A 15,134-nucleotide genomic window follows, 5' to 3' on the forward strand; every position below is an offset into this window, starting at 1 on the left:
CATTCAAAAATATTTATTGTAGCACATGAGAAAGCAGATGGTTTAAGTATTTTAGGAGCTGCTCCTGATCTTTATCAAAATCTTCCGGCAAAAGAAACCAGCTGCTTTTTTCCTTGCGCTCATCCCGGAAAGCCGGAGTGAAAAGTTCTTCGTACTGGGGATAAAAGCAACCGTTTACTTTTTTACAGCAGTTGTCCGGCGTTGCTTTCTCGCGGTGATCTTTGTCAACATAAGCCCCCACACTCTTATGAATCGCCTCGTCTTCCATTGGAAGATAATAGTATTCTTTATAATTGGGATAGAAGAATTTTTTACATCCTGTCTCCGGGCGGATCTCTAAGAGAAGCTTTTGGGGAGTTATGCGAAGCACAACGTGGGGTAGTTTCTTTTCAAAGCTGACAGGAAATGGATGTTCAGGCTGCACAGAAAGGAGCAAAGTTCCTTCCGCTGTATGAGTGCATGTGATAAATTCCTGACAATTTCCTGTCCATAAAGTACGGATCGAAAAGAGCGGCAGAAGTTTCAGCATCCCTTCCACATCTTCTTTGTTATGCAGACAAAGTATTTCAAGCAGGTGCCCATCACCACTCAACAGATATTTTTTATATACTTCAATAAGTTCCCCACCACTGTACAGGTCTTCCCGGAAAAGTCCGGTTGCATATTCCAGATCTTTCTGACGCATATGCTCCAGATGCAGGATCTTTTTTAAGGGGGAAAACAGTTGATACAGATCCAGCTGCCGGGTTCCCTCCCAGGGGGCAGGCAGCTGATAAAAGGTGTATTTGTGCATCAGGTAAGGGACATCAAAGGTAGTTCCGTTATAGTGGAACAACAGTTTCCTGGTGGAGAGAAGTTCGGAAAAAGCAAGAAGCACTTCTTTTTCTTCGCCGGGTTTCTGGCAGAACCACTGCCTGTGAATCCAGATTTCATTTTCATAAAAAACAGCTCCAAGAAGATAAAGATGAGAGGTCTTCCAAGATAATCCTGTGGTTTCGATATCAAAAAACAGACAGTTTTCCGGAGAAAATTCTTCCTGTGTCAATATGTAATCCGGTAATATCACCGGGTAATCTTTTTGCAGCATATAGTATCCTTTCTGTGAGTGTGTTAATAAAATGTCAAAATATACCAAAAATAATAGCTAAAACATACCGTGTATCTAATATTATATACAAAAAAATAAAATAAACAGTATTTTTTTTGGAAATAATAAGCTATAATGGTAACAGTGATATGATAATTTTATCATAAATAAAAAGAAGGAGGAAGAGGGATTGAGTTTTGAGATTCTGGGAGTTGATCTGTATCATATTCTCAGTTGGTTTATTGTATACAGCTTTATGGGATGGATCTGGGAAAGCTGTTACGTATCAGCCAAAAGCAAAAAATGGGTAAACAGGGGATTTGTATCCGGACCGTTTGTAACAATCTATGGAGTGGGGGCGGTGACCGTCTACGTGATCTTACGTCCGGTGGCAGGAAACATCCTGGAACTCTATTTTGCAGGGGTGGCAGTCGCTACGATTCTGGAATATGTGACAGGTGTACTGATGGAAGCTATTTTTCACACCAACTGGTGGGATTACAGCGATAAAAAGTTTAACTTTCAGGGAAAAATCTGTCTGGGCAGTTCTGTAGCATGGGGATTTTTCACATTGATTCTGTTTTATGTATTTCAGCCGGTTGTAGGGGATCTGGTGGAAATGGTTCCGAGAAAAACAGGAATCGTACTGGTCTATGTATGGCTGGCGGGATATACCGTGGATTTTGCATTTTCCGCAGCAGCAGCTTTCGATCTGCGAAGCAAGATGAAGAAACTGGATGTTGTCTGGGACGAATTCCAGGAGAATCTGCGGGATACCAAACTGTATGAGGTGGCAGAGGAAGCCCGTGCGAAAGCAGAAGTTTACCGGATGGAACTTCCGGTTGGCAAGTGGAACGATATGGTCGAAGAACGTAAGAAACTGTTCCGCGAGACGGTAGAGCGCTACAGTGCAAACGACAGCAGACTTCTGGAAACGAAAGATAATATCCTGGGCAAATACGAAGAGTTTGTACAGAAGTATGGGGATGTGAAAAAGAGTATCCGTCATATCTCCAGGAGACATCTCCGGGCGTATCCGAATATGGTCAGCAGTTTTGAACGTCGTCGGAGACTGACTCTGAAAAAGAACCGTAAACAGAACAAGAAGAGTGCGTAAAAGCTGACAAAATGCGCAAGAATGAAAAGGGAGGACTAGTGTATGGGGTCTGGAACATTTAGAGGAGGTATCCACCCGTATGACGGGAAAGAGCTGTCAAGAGACCGGGCGATCCAGGATATCCGTCCGGGAAAAGAACTGGCCTATCTTGTATCTCAACATATCGGGGCACCTGCAAAACCGATTGTAAAAAAAGGTGATCGGGTTCTGGTGGGACAGATGATCGCAGAGGCAGGGGGCTTTGTATCCGCTCCGGTTTATGCATCGGTATCCGGCGTGGTAAAGGGAATTGAAAAACGTTTGACAGCAACCGGAGGCTACTGTGATGCGATTATAGTGGAAAACGATGAAGTGTACGAATCAGTAGCGTTTGAAGAAACAAAAGATATCACACAATTATCCAAAGACGAGATCTGTGGGAAGATTCAGAAAGCGGGTATCGTAGGTATGGGTGGTGCAGGATTCCCTACACATGTAAAGCTTTCACCGAAAGAACCGGAAAAGATCAAATACATTCTAGTCAATGGTGCAGAATGTGAGCCATATCTGACTTCCGACTACCGGATCATGCTGGAACAGCCGGAAAAACTGGTTGGCGGACTGAAAGTGATACTGCAGCTTTTTGATGGTGCAAAAGGATATATCTGTATTGAGGACAACAAACCGGAGGGCATTGCAAAACTGCAGGAGCTGGTAGAAGGCGAAGCAAATATCGAAGTACAGCCATTAAAGACAAAATATCCACAGGGTGCAGAGCGTATGCTGATCTATGCAGTGACCGGAGAGACAATCAATTCTTCCATGCTTCCGGCAGATGCCGGATGTATCGTGGATAATGTGGATACCGTGGTGTCGATCTATGAGGCAGTGGCAGAAGGAAAGCCACTGATGCAGCGGATCGTAACAGTCACCGGAGACGGTGTGAATATACCATCTAACTTCCGGGCACCGGTGGGTATGGATTTTCAGGAACTTCTGGATGCGGCAGGTGGTCTGAAGGGCACAGTGGAGAAAGTAATCTCCGGTGGTCCGATGATGGGATTTGCCATGTTTGATTATCATGTACCGGTAACCAAAACTACATCCGCGCTTTTGGTACTGACAAAAGATGAGGTCAGCCGTTCCCGGGCTACCGCCTGCATCAACTGTGGAAGGTGTGTCAGTGAATGTCCGGAGCATCTGCTTCCGACGAAGCTTGCAACCTTTGCGGAACACAGAAAAGAAGAAGCCTTTGTCAAGTATAATGGTATGGAGTGCTGCGAATGTGGCTGTTGCAGCTATGTCTGTCCGGCAAAACGACCGCTGGTACAGGAGATCCGTTCCATGAGAAAAATGGTTCTGGCCAATAGAAAGAAAAAATAAGAGGGGGATGTGAAATATGGGAGAGTTATTACATGTATCCTCATCGCCGCATATCCGTTCAAAAGTGACCACAGATTATCTTATGAAAATGGTAATCGTGGCTCTGATGCCGGCAACAGTGGCAGGTGTGTGTTTCTTTGGATGGAAGGCACTGCTGCTGGTCTGTCTGTCAGTGGCAACCTGTGTGGCGACAGAGGGAATCTATGAAACGCTGATGCATAAACCGTTGACGATCTGGGATGGAAGTGCTGTGATCACAGGATTGTTACTGGGTCTGAACCTTCCGGCATCCGCTCCCTGGTGGATCCCGGTGATTGGTGGCATTTTTGCTATTCTGATCGTAAAACAGCTGTTTGGTGGTTTGGGACAGAATATCATGAACCCGGCGCTGGCGGCAAGATGTTTCCTGCTGTTATCCTTTACCGGACAGATGACTAATTTCAGCGCAGATGGCGGTCTGGTAAAACTGGTAGATACGGTATCCGGTGCCACACCGCTGGCTGCAGTAAAAGCAGGAGAAAAAGTAGATCTGTTAAGCCTGTTTCTTGGCAATACACAGGGAACCATCGGTGAGACTTCTGCACTGGCGATCCTGATCGGAGCAGCATTCTTATTGATCCTCAAAGTTATTGACTGGAGAATCCCGTGTACATATATCGGAAGTTTTGCTATTTTCGTAATTTTGTTCGGTGGACATGGAGCAGACGGCTATTATCTGTTAGTACAGCTTCTGGGCGGTGGACTGATGCTTGGAGCATGGTTCATGGCTACTGATTATGTGACGACGCCGATTACCAAACGGGGACAGCTGGTATACGGCGTGATCCTGGGATGTCTGACCGGACTGTTCCGTATCTTTGGAGCCTCCGCAGAGGGCGTGTCCTATGCGATCATCTTTGGCAACCTGCTGATTCCGGTTATCGAACGTCTGACCGTACCGACGGCATTTGGAAAAGGAGGGGTGAAGCATGAAAAATAAGATTATCAAAGATGCCCTTGCCCTTACACTGATCACTCTGGTGGCAGGTGTGGCCCTTGGCGGTGTATATGAGATCACAAAAGATCCGATTGCAAAACAGGAAGCGCAGGCAAAAGCAGAGGCTTATGAACAGGTATTTACGGATGCAGCAGCTTTTGAGGCAGTAGAGATGGACGATACATTGACAAAGACGATCCGCGATCAGCTGGATCAGGAAGGTTATAAGGCACAGTCCATAGAAGAAGTTATGCGTGCGGAAGACCAGAGCGGAGAAACACTTGGCTATGCCTTTGCCGTTGTAACTTCGGAAGGATATGGTGGAGATATCCGGTTTTCCATGGGGGTACAAAATGACGGTACCCTGAACGGAATATCGATCCTGTCCATCGGTGAGACTGCAGGGCTTGGTATGAATGCAGATACTCCTGCTTTCAAAGATCAGTTCGTCGGAAAACAGGTAGAAAAACTACAGTATACAAAAAACGGGGCAACACAGGATGACGAGATCAATGCCATCAGTGGTGCCACAGTTACGACCAATGCCATGACTAACGGTGTCAATGCCGGTCTTTGTGCATTTCGTGTGATGGAAGGGGGAGATCAGTGATGAAAGCAAATTCACCTCTGGAACGTTTGTATAATGGTATCATCAAGGAGAATCCCACCTTTGTGCTGATGCTTGGTATGTGTCCTACACTGGCAGTTACCACATCTGCAAAAAATGGTTTTGGTATGGGTATGACGACAATGGTGATTCTTGCCCTGTCCAACCTGATGATCTCGATGCTCCGGAAAATGATTCCGGACAGTGTGCGTATGCCGGCTTATATCGTAGTCGTTGCATCCTTTGTAACCATCGTACAGTTCTTATTACAGGGATTTATTCCGAGCCTTTACGATTCTCTGGGAATCTATATTCCGCTGATCGTAGTTAACTGTATCATCCTGGGACGTGCAGAGGCTTATGCATCCAAGAATGGGCCAGTTAGTTCTCTGTTTGACGGAATCGGCATGGGACTTGGATTTACCGTTGGACTTACCAGCATCGGTATCGTCCGTGAGCTGATCGGTTCCGGTAAGATCTTTGGTATGACTGTTTTCAACGGTGGAGCTACCATCTTTATTCTGGCACCGGGAGCTTTCTTTGTCCTTGCGATGCTGGTGGCACTTCAGAACCGTGTGAAGATGAAAAAAGATCCTGCCGCAGCTCCGAAAGCATGCGACGAGAGCCTCTGTGCGGGCTGCACCAATCATATGTGTGCAAGTAAGAAGAACGCTGAGAAAGGAGGAACCCAGTCATGAGAGAATTGTTAATGATTGCCGTCGGTTCGGCATTGGTGAATAACGTAGTCCTGAGCCAGTTCCTTGGCCTGTGTCCCTTCCTCGGTGTATCTAAGAAAATGGATACGGCAGCAGGTATGGGTGCGGCTGTAATCTTCGTGCTGACGATTTCTTCATTCTGTACCAGTCTGATTTATAAATTTGTGCTGGTGACTACAGGAATGGAATATATGCAGACCATCGTATTTATTCTGGTGATCGCTGCTCTTGTACAGTTGGTTGAGATGTTCCTGAAAAAGACGATGCCAGCACTGTACAAGAGTCTGGGTGTGTATCTTCCTCTGATCACCACCAACTGTGCAGTACTTGGTGTGGCACTGTTAAATGTACAGAATAATTACGGAATCCTGGAAGGCACGGTCAATGGTTTTGCTACCGCAGTCGGATTTACCATCTCCATCGTGCTGATGGCAGGACTTCGTGAGAAAATCGAATATAACGATATACCGAAACCTTTCCGGGGAATGCCGATCGTACTTCTGACCGCAGGTTTGATGTCCATTGCGTTCTTCGGATTTTCCGGAATGATTTAAGGAGGGAGTTTTATGATTACAGGAATACTTATTGCTGCGGCTTTGGTAGGCGGCACAGGACTGGTGATCGGACTGCTCCTTGGGGTAGCCGGAAAGAAGTTTGCAGTGGAAGTTAATGAAAAAGAGATCGCCGTCAGAGAACAGCTTCCGGGCAATAACTGCGGTGGCTGTGGATATCCGGGATGCGACGGACTGGCAGCTGCAATCGCAGCCGGAAAAGCACCGGTAAATGGCTGTCCGGTAGGCGGCAACGAAGTGGCAAAAACCATTGCAGCTATCATGGGAGAAGAGATAAAAGAAGGACGCCGCATGACAGCCTTTGTAAAATGTGCGGGTGACTGTGAGAGCTCCAGAAATAATTATGTATATGATGGTGTGGAAGATTGTTCGGTTATGGCATTTATCCCGGGCGGCGGTGAGAAAAAATGTCATCATGGATGTCTCGGCTACGGTACCTGTGTAAAGGCGTGTAATTTTGACGCGATCCGTGTCATCAACGGCATCGCCCATGTAGATAAAGAAAAATGTAAAGCCTGCGGTCAGTGTGTGGCTGTCTGTCCGCATCATCTGATCGAGCTGGTTCCTTACGAGCAGACAGTAAAAGTAAGCTGCAGCTCTCAGGATAAAGGTAAGGCTACTATGAATGCCTGTGACAAAGGCTGTATCGGCTGTAAAAAATGTGAAAAGAACTGTCCGGTACAGGCTATTACGGTGACAGATAATGTGGCACATATCGATTACGATAAGTGTACCAATTGCGGACTTTGCAAAGAGAATTGTCCGAGACATTGTATCATCTGATACCAGGGTTCCAAAGTGAAAAGCTTTTCGTGCTTGCACGAGAAAGCTTTTTGCCTTGGAACCCGCCAAACATGAGAAAGTAGCGATTTACGAAGTAAATCAGCGGATTTCGAATGGTTAGGGGATTGTGAGAGCAGCAACGCTGCGGAACAATCCGTAAGTATCCGTAAATTATAATTTGAAAGGCCGGCCACCTTGTGGTATGATAGAACGTAGACTAAGGGAACTGTTGTTTGGGGCAGTTCCCGAAAAAAGGAGTTTATTATGATAGGATACGTGAAAGGCATACTGGAGGAAGCGGACGACCAGTGTATTATTGTAGATAATCACGGAATCGGCTATCGAATCTTCGTACCCGGTTCCGTTTTTTCTGGCGCGATTCCCATTGGTCAGGAAGTAAAAATATATACATATCTGAATGTAAAAGAAGATGCCATGCAGTTATACGGCTTTGCGACAAGAGACGATCTGAGAGTGTTTAAATTACTGTTAGGTGTCAACGGTATCGGACCGAAGGCAGGACTGGGGATCCTCTCAGCACTGTCGGCGGATGATCTGCGGTTCGCGGTTCTGGCAGATGATGCGGCGGCAATTGCCAAGGCACCCGGTATCGGTAAAAAGACTGCACAGAAACTGATCCTAGAACTGAAAGATAAACTGGATCTGGAAGATGCTTTTGAACAGAAACTGGCAAATCAGTCAGCAGCAGGAATACCTGAGACGGAAGGAGACAACCAGCTTCAGGAAGCAGTACAGGCACTGGTAGCACTTGGCTACCCGAACACGGATGCACTCCGCGCAGTGAAGAAAGTGGAAGGTGCGGAGACGATGGATGTAGAAACCCTACTAAAAGCCGCACTGAAGAAGATGATATAATGAGCGCAAGAGAGCCAGAGGGAGCTTGCTCACTCTTGGCGAACGGCGAATGGCGATCATGATAGCTGCGAAAGCAGCGTCAAGCACCGCAGGTGCGAATCATGATATAATGAGCGCAAGAGAGCCAGAGGGAGCTTGCTCGCTCTTGGCGAACGGCGAATGGCGATCATGATAGCTGCGAAAGCAGCGTCAAGCACCGCAGGTGCGAATCATGATATAATGAGCGCAAGAGAGCCAGAGGGAGCTTGCTCGCTCTTGGCGAACGGCGAAGAACAAGTAAGCTATAGTGAGTAGAGATATGTATATGGAGAAAAATAAAGTATGGAAAGACGTGTTATCACAACCGACATGATGGAAGAAGACATCCGTATCGAGGGAAGCCTTCGGCCCCAGTGTCTGGATGATTATATTGGTCAGGAAAAAGCAAAGAAAAATCTGAAAATATATATAGAAGCTGCAAAACAGCGAAACGATGCACTGGATCATGTATTGTTTTACGGACCACCCGGGCTTGGAAAAACCACACTGGCGGGGATTATTGCCAATGAAATGGGAGTTCACATGAAAGTGACTTCCGGTCCGGCTATCGAAAAACCGGGAGAGATGGCAGCTATCTTAAATAATTTGCAGGAGGGGGATGTCCTTTTTGTGGATGAGATTCACCGTCTGAATCGTCAGGTGGAAGAGGTTCTTTATCCGGCGATGGAAGACTATGCCATTGATATCATGATCGGGAAAGGTGCCACTGCCCGTTCAATTCGTCTTGATCTGCCACATTTTACTCTGGTGGGAGCAACCACAAGGGCAGGACTTCTGACGGCGCCGTTAAGAGACCGTTTTGGTGTGATCCACCATCTGGAGTTCTATACGGAGGAAGAACTGCAGACGATTATTCAGCATTCTGCGAAAGTGCTTGGAGTGGAGATCGATGCGGATGGAGCCAGAGAGATGGCAAAACGTTCGAGAGGAACTCCCCGTCTGGCAAACCGTCTGTTAAAGCGCGTGAGAGACTTTGCTCAGGTAAAATATGATGGAAAGATCACGAAAGAAGTGGCTGATTTTGCACTGGAACTTTTGGAAGTGGATCGGTATGGTCTGGATCAGACAGACCGGAAGATTCTGGAGATGATCATTCACAAATTTAACGGGGGTCCGGTAGGACTGGATACTTTGGCAGCAGCTATCGGAGAAGATGCGGGAACCATCGAAGATGTGTATGAACCGTACCTGATCCAGTACGGATTTTTAAATCGCACACCAAGAGGACGTGTGGCAACTGAGTTGGCATATCATCATTTGGGAATCTAAGGGGTTGTTTTTTGGAGGATTTTGTTTATAATAGAAGAGAGTCATACTGGCGGAACATATTGATAATGTGTAAAGCGGGGTATGAATTACTAACAGTAACTTTCGGAGAAATCACAGAAAATAACTGTAAAAGTACGAGGTATTACTGTCTGCAAAAACGTAGTTTGTTTATGCAGAGCATACATAAAATGGAGGAAATGCCGTAATGCCAGCAAAAAATACAATTAAGGTATTAATCGGAGGAAAGATCATCACATTAAGTGGATATGAGAGCGAAGAATATCTGCAGAGTGTGGCTTCTTATATGAATCATAAACTTGCTCAGCTTTCCGAACTGCCGGGATATAACCGACAGCCGGTGGAAACAAAAAACACACTGCTCAGCCTGAACATTGCAGATGATTACTTCAAGGCAAAACATCAGGCGGAAGTTTTTGAAGAAGATTCCCAGCTGAAAGATAAGGAAATGTACGATCTGAAACACGATCTGATCGAAGCCCAGATCGAGGTTGAGAATCTGAAGAAGGAAAAAGAAGAACTGGAACAGCAGGTGAAGAAGCTGGAACAGGATATGGAGAATCTGCTGAAATAGAAAAGAAGACTGTCGCAGTATCTGCGATAGCCTTTTTTGTAAGGAGGAGTATATGAAGGTAGAATTACTGGCACCCGCCGGTTCTTATGAGGCTCTGGAGGCTGCATTTGAAGCCGGGGCGGATGCTGTCTATCTGGGCGGTCAGAAATTTGGAGCCCGTGCCTATGCCGACAATCTGGATCAGGAACAGCTGATCCGGGCGATCGATCTGGCACATCTGAAGGGAAAACAGTTGTATCTGACCATCAATACACTGTTGAAAAACCGGGAACTGGAAACGGAACTGTACGAATATCTGGCTCCGCTTTACGAGGCGGGACTGGATGCGGTTATTGTACAGGATCCGGGTGTGATGGACTTTGTCAAAACATATTTTCCGGGGTTGCATATTCATGCCAGTACGCAGATGACGATCACCGGTGTGGAGAGCGCAAAGCTTTTACAGAAAGCCGGGGCAACCCGTGTGGTGACTGCGAGGGAGCTGTCACTGGAAGAAATTAAAAAAATTTACGATGCCACGCATATGGAAATCGAGAGTTTCGTTCACGGAGCCCTCTGTTATTGTTATTCCGGTCAGTGTCTGATGAGCAGCATGATCGGAGGAAGAAGCGGAAACAGGGGAAGATGTGCACAGCCCTGCCGTCTGCCTTATCAGGTTTATCGGGACGGAAAACGCCTGAATAATGACCGGACCGGGTATGCGTTGAGTCCGAAAGATATGTGTACGGTAGATATCCTGCCGGAGATCATTGAGGCAGGCGTATATTCCCTGAAAATTGAAGGGAGAATGAAAAAACCGGAATACACTGCTGGTGTGGTGTCTGTTTACCGGAAATATCTGGACAAGTATCTTTCCGGGGAAAAAAGGCCGATCGTCACCAAAGAGGACAAACAGATGCTGTGGGATATTTATAACCGGGATGGTTTTCACCAGAGCTATTACAAGCAGCGAAACGGACGGTCCATGATGGCACTTGAAAATGAAAAAAGTGCCGGTATCATTCGAAATGAAGAATTATTTACCAGAATACGGAAAGAATATATGGACAAAAAGACGCCGGTTCTGATACGGGGAACCATGAGCCTGTATAATGGATGTCCTGCGATTCTGGAAGTACAGGCAGGTGACTGCAGAGTGACAGTAGAAGGGGAAACTGTGCAGACAGCCATGAATTGTCCGCTGGGGGAAGAAAGGATCCGCAGACAGATGGAAAAAACCGGAGGATCCGGCTTTATATTTGAAAAACTGGATATTTTTATGGGAGATGATATTTTTCTTCCGATGCACCAGCTGAATCATCTGAGACGACAGGGGCTGGAAGCACTGGAAGAAGAGATGCTTCGTCCGTGGAAACAGCGAAAAGCAAAAGAACGAGATCTCAAAGATATACCGGAGACAGAAAAACAGACAACCAAGGAGTTTCTCACAGCTGCTGTGGAGACAGAAGAACAGCTTGCAGCAGTGGAAAAGACAGATGGAGTTAAGAGAATCTATGCGAACTGTGGAATCTTTCCGGTGTCTGGTTTTGTTCAGAATGTGGAAAGATGGATTCACAGATTGGAAGAAGAGGGGAAAGAACTGTTTCTTACATTGCCGCGAATCGTTCGAGACCGGGAACTTGATGGAAGGAAAGAGACTTTTCAAGAACTGGTTCAGAAAGGTCTTGGAGGCTTTCTGGTGCGGAATATGGAAAGCTATGGAATCCTGGATGCGATGGGACTTACCTCCCGGATCGTTCTGGATGCGAATATTTATACAATGAACAACCGGGCAGAAGCGTTCTGGATGAAAAAAGGAATTCTCGGAGATACGGTTCCGCTGGAACTGAATGCAAAAGAACTGGTACACAGAAACAATAAAAACAGTGAACTGACTGTATACGGTTATACACCGATGATGGTTTCCGTGCAGTGTGTGCAAAAAACGATGGATCACTGTAATCATGCCTGTGTACAATATGTTTTGAAAGACAGATATCAGAAAGAATTCCACGGTGTATGCAGCTGTGAGTTCTGTTATAATACAATCTACAATACGTTGCCAACTTCTTTGCTGAAAGAAAAGGAAAAAGCAGAAAAACTGGGTGTAAAGGCATATCGTCTTTCGTTTACGACAGAAACACAGCAGGAGACAGAAAAGATTGTCCGGGCATTTGTGGACGTATATCTGAGAGGACAGAAGCCGGATGGGCAGATGCAGACAGAAGAGACAACCAAAGGACATTTCCAGCGAGGTGTGGAATAGACAGAAAGTGGAGGAGATGCAGTGGAAAATGTAATCACAGAAGTATCCAAATATCTCATCATTCTTCTGATGATGATCTATACATTTTCCTGTTTTACCGTATTTCGGAAACGGGATATTGAAGATCAGAAAAATGTGCTGCGCAGACAGATCGTACTGATGCTGTTTATGAACCTGGTAGCATATACAGTGTTGTTTTTGCAGGACAACGATATGAAGAAGCTGATGATGTACGGAGCAGTGTTTTTGTTTATTGTCGTGGTACAGATTCTGTATCGGGTGATTTACAGAAAAGGAAATATGTTGATTGTCAATAATATGTGTATGCTTTTGAGTATCGGGTTTCTGATCTTAAGCAGACTGAGTTTTGGTAAGGCAGTCAAGCAGTTTGAAATCGTGGTTATCGGTATGGTACTTTCGTTTATTGTACCGGTGATCGTAAGAAAGGTAAAAATCTTAAAGGATCTGACCTGGCTGTATGGAATCGTGGGACTTGCTCTTTTGATGGTGGTGCTTGCCATGGCGGCGATCTCCGGAGGAGCCAAGCTATCCATTGAGATTGGCGGTGTTACCTTCCAGTTTTCGGAGCTGGTAAAGATCACCTTTGTATTTTTCGTGGCAGGTATGTTGAGAGAAGATACCGGCTTTAAGAGGGTTGTGATCACAACTGTGGTAGCAGCGACTCACGTGCTGATTCTGGTTGTGTCAAAAGACCTGGGAAGTGCGGTCGTTTTCTTTGTGGCATATATTGTCATGTTGTATGTGGCAACAAAGAAAGCACGGTATGCGCTGGCAGGTCTTGCCGGCGGCACTCTGGCTGCGGTTGTGGCGTATTTTCTGTTTAATCATGTACGGCAGCGTGTGATCGTATGGCAGGATCCCATTGCGGTATATGATAAAGTCGGAGGGGGATATCAGGTTGCACAGGGACTGTTCGGCATCAGTGCCGGCGGATGGTTCGGTATGGGACTTGGAAAAGGAATGCCGAATATCATCCCTGTAGTGGACAAGGATTTTATATTTGCAGCGATTTGTGAGGAACTGGGAGCGATCTTTGCAATCTGCATGCTACTGGTCTGCATGAGCTGCTATCTGATGATTGTCAATGTTTCCATGCAGATGAGCAAACCATTTTATAAGCTGATCGCGATGGGACTGGGTGCAGAGTATGCATTTCAGGTATTTCTGACAGTCGGCGGAACCAGCAAATTTATTCCTATGACAGGAATTACCCTTCCACTGGTAAGCTATGGCGGAAGCTCGGTAATCTGTACGATTCTGATGTTTGCCATCATCCAGGGACTGTATATTCTCAGAGAAGACGAAGGTGAAGAACTTGAAAGAAAGAGAAAAGAAAAACGTAAAAAATCAAAGAAACCACCAAAACAGAACCCGCCTGGAGGAAACGGACTATCAGGAGGAACTGGATATCGAGAGAAAACCCTCGAAGAAAAAATCCAGGAACAAACAGAAAAAAGCCTCAACTGGTAAGGAATATACGATCATTGCCTATTGCTTTGTGGGGATTTTTCTAGCGCTGATCGGCTATCTGGTTTATTTTAACGTGGAACTGAGAGATGAATATGCGAACAGCCCATATAACAGCAAACGGCAGGGAACGTACCAGGAGCGGGTAACAAAAGGAAAGATTCTGGCTTCCGATGGAGATATTCTGGCAAGTACAGAAACAGATGCGAATGGAAATGAATTTCGGATGTATCCGTATGAAAATGTATTTGCTCATGTTGTGGGATACTCGGATAAAGGTACCAGTGGTCTGGAACAGGTGATGAACTCCCAGTTACTGACCTCTCATGCCAATGTAGCAGAACAGGTGCAGAAAGAATTTCAGAATCAGAAAAATGTTGGGGACAATGTCTGTACAACGCTGAATACAAAATTACAACAGACAGCATATGATGCGCTGGGTGATCGGAAAGGTGCAGTTGTGGTAATGGAGCCGGATACCGGTAAGATTCTTGCCATGGTAAGCAAACCGGACTTTAATCCGAACACGATCTCAGATGACTGGGATCAGATCAATGCAGATGCAAACAGTTCGATTCTCGTAAACAGAGCAACACAGGGGCAGTATCCACCGGGGTCAACCTTTAAAATTATCACGGCACTGGCATACTGGAGACAGAACAATACGTTTGATAATTTTTCCTTTGACTGTGTCGGTGAAGTGGAGAATGGTGGGTATACGATCCACTGCTATCATAACAGCGTACATGGGCATGAAGATTTTGCAAGTGCGTTTGCACATTCCTGTAACTCGGCATTTGCACAGATTGGCGTGGATCTGAATCGGAGTGAGTATGTAGAGACAGTAAAAGGACTGTTATTTAATACACAGCTTCCGATCGATCTTCCATATCGCAAGTGTAACTTTGATCTGGAGGCAAACAGTGCAGATGCGCTGACGATGCAGACTGCGATCGGACAGGGGGATACCCTGGTATCTCCGATGTATATGGCGATGCTGACAAGCGCGGTGGCAAATGGCGGCAATCTGATGACACCATATCTGGTAGAAAAGATTGAAAGCTATACAGGAACAACAGTAAAATCCTATACACCAAAGATTTATAAAAAACTGATGACCACACAGGAAGCTTCAAAACTGACAGAACTGATGACTGGTGTTGTGGAGAGCGGAACCGGATCGGCACTTTCTGGAAGAGGTTATACGGCTGCAGGAAAGACAGGAACAGCAGAACACGGAGATGCCAGCAGCACCACACCGCACGCATGGTTTGTTGGATTTTCCAATGTGGAAGACCCGGATATTGTAGTCAGTGTTATCGCTGAGGAATCCGGTTCCGGAAGCGAAGTGGCAGTGCCGATCGCACAGAAAATCTTTGATGCGTATTACAATAACTAAAAGGTT

14 protein-coding genes are annotated in these 15,134 nt (G+C 45.9%); 13 read left to right on the forward strand and 1 reads right to left on the reverse strand.

Annotation, left to right across the window (positions count from 1 at the left end; genetic code table 11):
• Positions 1-13 precede the first annotated feature (13 nt).
• Positions 14-1,087, reverse strand: coding sequence for a ribonuclease H-like domain-containing protein (locus FYJ57_RS07925; protein ID WP_154432274.1), 1,074 nt, complete (start codon positions 1,085-1,087; stop codon positions 14-16).
• Positions 1,088-1,277: 190 nt separating this feature from the next.
• On the opposite strand from FYJ57_RS07925, the gene FYJ57_RS07930 reads away from it, so the two are divergent.
• The 13 genes from FYJ57_RS07930 (at position 1,278) to FYJ57_RS07990 (ending at position 15,128) form a co-directional block, all read left to right on the forward strand.
• The gene (locus tag FYJ57_RS07930; RefSeq protein WP_154432275.1) at positions 1,278-2,204 is read left to right on the forward strand and encodes a putative ABC transporter permease; all 927 of its coding nucleotides are present in this window, start codon (positions 1,278-1,280) and stop codon (positions 2,202-2,204) included.
• A 42-nt stretch (positions 2,205-2,246) separates the two neighbouring features.
• A complete protein-coding gene (gene rsxC, locus FYJ57_RS07935; RefSeq protein ID WP_154432276.1) occupies positions 2,247-3,566 on the forward strand; it encodes an electron transport complex subunit RsxC in 1,320 nt (439 codons plus the stop codon).
• A gap of 16 nt (positions 3,567-3,582) precedes the next feature.
• The gene (locus FYJ57_RS07940; RefSeq protein WP_154432277.1) at positions 3,583-4,545 is read left to right on the forward strand and encodes an RnfABCDGE type electron transport complex subunit D; all 963 of its coding nucleotides are present in this window, start codon (positions 3,583-3,585) and stop codon (positions 4,543-4,545) included.
• Positions 4,535-5,152: an RnfABCDGE type electron transport complex subunit G gene (locus FYJ57_RS07945; protein WP_154432278.1), complete on the forward strand. Its 618-nt coding sequence runs from the start codon at positions 4,535-4,537 to the stop codon at positions 5,150-5,152. The genes FYJ57_RS07940 and FYJ57_RS07945 overlap by 11 nt, the downstream gene beginning before the upstream one ends.
• On the forward strand, positions 5,152-5,847 hold the full coding sequence (gene rsxE, locus FYJ57_RS07950) for an electron transport complex subunit RsxE (RefSeq protein ID WP_022173170.1): 696 nt from the start codon (positions 5,152-5,154) through the stop codon (positions 5,845-5,847). The genes FYJ57_RS07945 and rsxE overlap by 1 nt, the downstream gene beginning before the upstream one ends.
• Positions 5,844-6,419, forward strand: coding sequence for an electron transport complex subunit RsxA (gene rsxA / locus FYJ57_RS07955; protein WP_022173171.1), 576 nt, complete (start codon positions 5,844-5,846; stop codon positions 6,417-6,419). The genes rsxE and rsxA overlap by 4 nt, the downstream gene beginning before the upstream one ends.
• A gap of 12 nt (positions 6,420-6,431) precedes the next feature.
• Positions 6,432-7,220, forward strand: a complete 789-nt coding sequence (locus FYJ57_RS07960; RefSeq protein WP_154432279.1) for an RnfABCDGE type electron transport complex subunit B — start codon at positions 6,432-6,434, stop codon at positions 7,218-7,220.
• A gap of 264 nt (positions 7,221-7,484) precedes the next feature.
• The gene (gene ruvA / locus FYJ57_RS07965; protein ID WP_022173173.1) at positions 7,485-8,096 is read left to right on the forward strand and encodes a Holliday junction branch migration protein RuvA; all 612 of its coding nucleotides are present in this window, start codon (positions 7,485-7,487) and stop codon (positions 8,094-8,096) included.
• Positions 8,097-8,417: 321 nt separating this feature from the next.
• Positions 8,418-9,404, forward strand: a complete 987-nt coding sequence (ruvB, locus tag FYJ57_RS07970; RefSeq protein WP_022173174.1) for a Holliday junction branch migration DNA helicase RuvB — start codon at positions 8,418-8,420, stop codon at positions 9,402-9,404.
• Positions 9,405-9,609: 205 nt separating this feature from the next.
• Positions 9,610-9,996, forward strand: coding sequence for a cell division protein ZapA (locus tag FYJ57_RS07975; protein ID WP_022173175.1), 387 nt, complete (start codon positions 9,610-9,612; stop codon positions 9,994-9,996).
• A gap of 52 nt (positions 9,997-10,048) precedes the next feature.
• Positions 10,049-12,241 (forward strand): U32 family peptidase, encoded by a 2,193-nt coding sequence (locus FYJ57_RS07980; RefSeq protein ID WP_154432280.1) that lies wholly within the window; start codon positions 10,049-10,051, stop codon positions 12,239-12,241.
• A 21-nt stretch (positions 12,242-12,262) separates the two neighbouring features.
• On the forward strand, positions 12,263-13,732 hold the full coding sequence (locus FYJ57_RS07985) for an FtsW/RodA/SpoVE family cell cycle protein (RefSeq protein ID WP_328597447.1): 1,470 nt from the start codon (positions 12,263-12,265) through the stop codon (positions 13,730-13,732).
• A 28-nt stretch (positions 13,733-13,760) separates the two neighbouring features.
• A complete protein-coding gene (locus FYJ57_RS07990) occupies positions 13,761-15,128 on the forward strand; it encodes a peptidoglycan D,D-transpeptidase FtsI family protein (protein WP_022173178.1) in 1,368 nt (455 codons plus the stop codon).
• Positions 15,129-15,134 lie beyond the last annotated feature (6 nt).

It is taken from the genome of Oliverpabstia intestinalis (assembly GCF_009696065.1).
Lineage (GTDB): Bacteria > Bacillota > Clostridia > Lachnospirales > Lachnospiraceae > Oliverpabstia > Oliverpabstia intestinalis.